Source organism: Nevskiales bacterium (assembly GCA_035574475.1).
GTDB lineage: Bacteria > Pseudomonadota > Gammaproteobacteria > Nevskiales > DATLYR01 > DATLYR01.
In genome coordinates this window covers 1-5,772 of record DATLYR010000069.1, presented here as the reverse complement: position 1 = coordinate 5,772, position 5,772 = coordinate 1, and the positions used below count along the sequence as shown (strand labels likewise).

Sequence of the window (5,772 nt, the reverse complement as noted above, 5' to 3'; positions counted from 1 at the left end):
CCACCGCCAGCACCGGCGCGCGAAATCCGCTACCGCGGCGACGCAGGATTTCGTCCAAGACGATCACACCGGCGCCGATGGCCGCCCCGATACCCACGATAGTCCACGGCAGGCGCCCGCCGAACACGCCCTGCGCCACGGCTGCCATCAGGTGCGCCTGCGGCGCCGGCAGCGGATGCGGATGTTCCGCCGTGGGCGCGCCGAAACCGTAGGCGCGCAGCAGCAGCGACAGGATCGGCGCCAGCACCAGCACCGCGCTGACCACGCCCAGCATCTGCGCCAACTGCTGGCGCCAGGGAGACGCTCCCAGCAGCTGGCCGGCCTTGAGATCCTGCAAGGTGTCGCCACCGATGGCTGCCGCGCAGCACACCACTGCGCCGATCAGCACCGCCGCCACCGGCCCCGTGTGCATGTCGTATCCGAACCCGAGCAGGCCGAGCGCGGTAAAGAGGATCGTGGCGATGGTGACGCCCGAGATCGGGTTGTGCGAGGAACCGACCAGCCCCGCCATGTAACCCGCGACCGCCGAAAACACGAACGCCGCCAGCAGCATCATGCCAGTCAGCGGTATCGCGCCGGTACTGCCGCCAAGCAGCTGGCGGTAGAACAGGAACATCGCCAGCGCCAACACCAGCAGCAGCGCGAGGAGCAGGCTGCGCGGTAAGTCGGCGCCGTCATGCCCGCGCGCGGCGAACGCCGCCTGGCGCAGTCCCGCGGCCAGGGCACCGCGCAACCCCCACAGCGCCCACAGCCCGCCCACCAGCATCGCGCCGACGCCGAGATAGCGGATCTGCGTGCTCCACAGCGCACGCGCCAGCGCGGCAGCTTCGGCCTCGGGCAGGGCCACGCCGGGCAGGTTGGCATACAGCGGGATGGCGATACACCAGGCCAGGACGCCGCCGGCAAAGATCAGCACCGACGCGTTGAAGCCGACGATCGCGCCCACGGCCAGCAGCGCCGGCGACAGGTTGCAGCCGAGGTAGATCACGCCCTGCCCGGCCGGCAGGCTCGCGCCGGCCGCCGCCGGCCACAGCCGCAGGCCCGACTCGCCCAGCTTGGCCAGCGCACCGGCGAGCGCGCCGAGGGCCAGCATCCGGATACCGCGACGCGACTCGCCCGCCTCCAGCACGACGGCGGTGGCGACGCCCTCGGGGAACGGCAGCTTCTGTTCGACGATCAGCGCAGGCCGCAGCGGGATGGTGAAAATCACGCCGAGCAGGCCGCCGACACCGCAGATCAGGATCACCCAGGGCGAGCTGAAATCTACCCAGTACCCCATGATCACCAGCGCCGGAAGGGTGAAGATCGCGCCGGCCGCGATCGCCTCACCGGCCGAGGCTGCGGTCTGCACGATGTTGTGCTCGAGCACGTGCACGTCGCGCAGCCAGCGCAGCACCGCCATCGAGACCACTGCAGCCGGGATCGAGGCCGACACGGTCATGCCCGCGAACAGCCCCAGATAGGCATTCGCGCCGGCCAGCACCAGCGAGAGCGCGACGCCGAGGGCGAGCGCACGCAGCGACAGCTGACGCGGGAACCGCGTCGTCGGCGTCGAGTCTGAGGGAGCCATGCGGCTAGCTTATCAGGCCGGCACCGCTGCTAAGCTAGCCGCGACATGCGTGTATTCACCTGCGGAGACCCTGCAATGCCCCGTACCCGTCGCTTTCTCGGCCTGTGGCTCGCGGGCTGGCTGCTGGCGCTCGGCGCGCCGGCCGGCGCGCAGCCCGACGCCATTCCCGAAATCGACATCCCCTACCAGAAGTTCGTGCTCGACAACGGCCTGACCCTGATCGTCCACGAGGACCGCAAGGCGCCGATCGTCGCGGTCAATGTCTGGTATCACGTCGGCTCGAAGGATGAAAAACCCGGCAAAACCGGCTTCGCGCATCTGTTCGAGCACCTCATGTTCCAGGGCAGCGAGCACCACGACGACGAATACTTCCGCCCGCTGGAACGCGCCGGCGCCACCGACGCCAATGGCACCACCAGCCAGGATCGCACCAATTATTTCCAGAACGTCCCGACCCCCGCGCTCGACCTGGCGCTGTGGCTGGAGTCGGATCGCATGGGTCACCTGCTGGGCGTCATCGACCAGGCGCGGCTCGACGAGCAGCGCGGGGTGGTGCAGAACGAGAAGCGCCAGCGCGAGAACGCACCCTATGGCAAGGCCTGGGAGCTGATCGCCGCCAACACTTACCCGGCCGGACACCCGTACTCCTGGCCGGTGATCGGCTCGATGGAAGACCTTAACGCCGCTGCGCTGGAAGACGTGCATGACTGGTTCAGGCGCTACTACGGCGCCGCCAATGCCGTGATCGTCATCGCCGGCGACATCTCGCCGGCCGAGGCCCGACGCAAGGTCGAGCATTATTTCGGCGACATCCCAGCCGGCCCGCCGGTGCCGCGTCACAAGAGCTGGATCGCGAAAATGCAGGGCGAGCGCCGGCAGACGATGCAGGACCGCGTGCCGCAGGCGCGCCTTTACAAAGTCTGGAACGTGCCGCCCGCCTATACCCGCGAAGCCGCCGACCTGCAACTGACCGGCGACCTGCTGGCCGGCGGCAAGACCAGCCGGCTGTACGAGCGGCTGGTGTACCGCGAGCAGCTGGCCACCGACGTTTCGGCCGTGCTGGACGACCGTGAGATCGGTTCGCAGTTCCTGATCTGGGCCACCGCCAAGCCGGGCGTGGAGCTGGCGCGGCTGGAGCGCGCGCTCGACGAGGAACTGGCACGCTTCCTGCGCGCTGGCCCTGCGGCAGCCGAGCTGAACCGGGTGCGCACCGCCCTGTTCGCCGACATCGTGCGCGGCAGCGAGCGCATCGGCGGCTTCGGCGGCAAATCCGACATCCTCGCCAGCAGCGAGGTGTTCGGTGGCAGTCCCGACGCCTATCAGCGCAGCCTGCGCCATCTGCGCGAGGCCACCCCGGCGCGCCTGCGCCAGACCGCACAGGCCTGGCTCGGCGATGGCGTGTACGTGCTCGAAGTGCACCCCTTCCCCGAGTATCGCGCGCAGCCTGGCGGCGCCGACCGCAGCCGGTTGCCGAGCACCGGCACGCCACCCGAGCTGCGTCTGCCACCCGTGCAACGCTTCACGCTGGACAACGGCCTCAAGGTCCTGCTGGCGGAGCGACGCGGCACGCCCATGGCCAGCTTCAACCTCATCCTCGACGCCGGTTTCGCCACCGACGCCGCCCGAGGCAGTGACCCGGCCCGACCCGGTCTGGCCAGCCTGGCGCTCGACATGCTCGACGAGGGCACACAGACACGCGACGCGCTCACGATCAGCGCCGAGCTGGAGCGCCTCGGCGCAATACTCAGCACCGGCTCCTCGCTCGACAGCTCGAGCATCGCACTGTCGGCAGTGCGGCCACTGTACGAACCGGCACTGGCGATCTTCGCCGATGTCATCCAGCAGCCGGCCTTCCCGGCGCATGAACTCGACCGGCTCAAGAAGCAGCGCCTGGCCGCGATCCAGCAGGAGAAGGCCCAGCCCGTGAGCCTGGCGCAGCGCGTGCTGCCCCCGCTGCTGTACGGACCACAGCATCCCTATGGGTTGCCCCTGACCGGCAGCGGTACCGAGGAAAGCGTTAGTGCAATCGACGTGGGGCAGCTACGCCGTTTCCACCGTGACTGGATACGGCCCGACAATGCCACGCTGGTGGTGGTCGGGGACATCGGCCTCGGCGAGCTCCGGCCATTGCTGGAGAAACATCTGGGCGACTGGCGCAGGCCGGCCGCGCCGTTGCCCCGCAAGTCGCTGGGCACGGTACCGCTGCCGCAGCAGCCACGCGTGTTCCTCATGGACCGCCCTGGCGCGGAGCAGTCGGTAGTCATCGCCGGACATGTCGCCGACCCCTTCGACGGCGAGCGTAAATTCGCGCTCGACACGCTCAACGCCATCTTGGGCGGCCAGTTCACCTCGCGCCTGAACATGAACCTGCGCGAGGACAAGCACTGGTCCTACGGCGCGCGCAGCCTGCTGCGCGAAACCAAGGGCCAGCAGCCGTTCATGGCCTACGCTGCGGTGCAGACCGACCGCACCGCCGACGCGATGCGCGAAATCCTGCGCGAGATCGAGGACCTGCGCGGCCGGCGCCCGCCGACGCCGGCCGAACTGGCCGCCGCCCAGGACAGCCTGGTGCTGAGCCTGCCCGGCGACCACGAGACCAACGCCGCCATCGGCGGTACGCTCGGCCAGGCCGTCGTGTTCGGCCTGCCGGACGACTACTACAACCGCTATGTGAGCCGCGTGCGCGCGCTGTCTACGTCGGACCTCAAGACCGCAGCGCAGGCGTTGCTGCATCCCGGCGCACTGACCTGGGTCGTCGTCGGTGATCTGGCGAAGATCGAAACGGCGGTGCGTGAACTCGAATTCGGTCCGGTGCAGGTGCTGGACGCCGACGGTCGGCCGTTGCGCTAACCACCGTCGGGCGACGCCGGTATACTCCCATGACAGAACGACAACAAGGGGGAGCCATTCCCATGCACGACAGGATGCGCCTGGCATTGGCCATTGCCCTGGTGTTGCTGGTGTTGCCGGCCTTGCCGGTCGCGGCAAACGATATCGAGCATACGCTCACCGTCACGGCCGTCGCTTACACGCTGGACAGCGGCCAGACGGACGATGACGAGGACATCGGTGCCTGGGGCGACGAACTCGATGACGAGGCCAGGATCATCGCCGTGTCGCGCGATCTGCTGGCCATGGGTCTGACGCGCGGCACCCGCGTGCGCATCGAAGGCCGGCGCGGCGAATACGTGGTGATGGACCTGATGCACCCGCGCTGGACGAAGCGCATCGACATTCTCATGGAGGACGATGACGATGCCTTCGCCTGGGGCCGGCGCAAAGTCAGAATTCAGTGGAAGGGGCCGGCTGCAAGCCCGGCCGGGGAGACTCACCCGAAGGCACCGCCAAAAACCGTGACCCCCTAGGCGGCCCCGCGTCGATGCGGGGCGTACAGGCTGGGCCTACTCGAATTCCCCGAGCGGGCGGATGAAGGTCGTCTTGGCCGGTTTGAGTACCAGATTGCGGCCGGCCTCGTCCACGTTGCCGCCCAGGATGCTGAACGGCAGCGAGACGACAAAGAAACCCGTGCCCAGCACGGTGGCGACCAGCGACGCCGGCCGCACCAGCAGCACGTCCACCGCCATCGCCTCGGCGGAAGGCTCCGGTCCGTTCACCGAGGTGTCGGCGGCGCGCGCCGGCACCGCCGCCAGGCTCACCACGACGCCGCCCAGCACCAGAAGTTTCAGAAATGCGCGACCGTGTTTTTTCATGGGCATCACCCGACGCCTGTAAAGATTGTAGAGTCGCCTAACGTTATGCGCAGTCAGCAAAATCTGTCAATCGCCGAGGGCATGGCAGCCGCGCAGGCGAGAGGCCTGGCGTGATTCACGTTGCGCTCTACCAGCCGGAGATCCCGCCGAACACCGGCAACATCATCCGCCTGTGCGCGAACACCGGCGCGCGGCTGCACCTGATCCATCCGCTGGGATTCGATCTCGATGACGCGAAACTGCGGCGCGCCGGGCTCGATTACCGTGAATGGGCGGACGTCCGCCAGCACGAAAGCCTGACGGCGCTGCGCGCCACGCTGCCCGGGCGGCTGCTGGCCGTCTCCACCCGCGGGCAGACGCCCTACCACGACGTCCGTTACCGGGAGGACGACATCCTGCTGTTCGGGCCGGAAACCCGCGGCCTGCCGCAGGCGGTGCTGGAATCGGTGCCGGCGGAGCAACGGCTGTACATCCCGATGCGCCCGGGCAACC

At 68.7% G+C, this 5,772-nt stretch carries 5 protein-coding genes; 3 read left to right on the top strand and 2 right to left on the bottom strand.

The features are described 5' to 3' along the window. The coding region (locus tag VNJ47_03880) for an oligopeptide transporter, OPT family (GenBank protein HXG27972.1) at positions 1 to 1,570 on the bottom strand (1,570 nt) is incomplete at its 3' end. A gap of 75 nt (positions 1,571 to 1,645) precedes the next feature. On the opposite strand from VNJ47_03880, the gene VNJ47_03875 reads away from it, so the two are divergent. Together VNJ47_03875 and VNJ47_03870 are read left to right on the top strand one after the other, a co-directional pair. Continuing rightward, positions 1,646 to 4,420, top strand: coding sequence for a pitrilysin family protein (locus tag VNJ47_03875; protein HXG27971.1), 2,775 nt, complete (start codon positions 1,646 to 1,648; stop codon positions 4,418 to 4,420). Positions 4,421 to 4,482: 62 nt separating this feature from the next. After that, the gene (locus VNJ47_03870) at positions 4,483 to 4,935 is read left to right on the top strand and encodes a hypothetical protein (GenBank protein HXG27970.1); all 453 of its coding nucleotides are present in this window, start codon (positions 4,483 to 4,485) and stop codon (positions 4,933 to 4,935) included. A gap of 36 nt (positions 4,936 to 4,971) precedes the next feature. On the opposite strand, the gene VNJ47_03865 is transcribed toward VNJ47_03870, so the two are convergent. Continuing rightward, complete coding sequence (locus tag VNJ47_03865; GenBank protein ID HXG27969.1) at positions 4,972 to 5,280, bottom strand: hypothetical protein; 309 nt, start codon at positions 5,278 to 5,280, stop codon at positions 4,972 to 4,974. 110 nt (positions 5,281 to 5,390) lie between these two features. On the opposite strand from VNJ47_03865, the gene VNJ47_03860 reads away from it, so the two are divergent. Beyond that, the coding region (locus VNJ47_03860) for a tRNA (cytidine(34)-2'-O)-methyltransferase (GenBank protein ID HXG27968.1) at positions 5,391 to 5,772 on the top strand (382 nt) is incomplete at its 3' end.

Coding starts and splice junctions, on each gene's coding strand:
- VNJ47_03865 (HXG27969.1), bottom strand. CDS start 5,280: ATGAAAAAACACGGTCGCGCATTTCTGAAACTTCTGGTGCTGGGCGGC.
- VNJ47_03870 (HXG27970.1), top strand. CDS start 4,483: ATGCACGACAGGATGCGCCTGGCATTGGCCATTGCCCTGGTGTTGCTG.
- VNJ47_03875 (HXG27971.1), top strand. CDS start 1,646: ATGCCCCGTACCCGTCGCTTTCTCGGCCTGTGGCTCGCGGGCTGGCTG.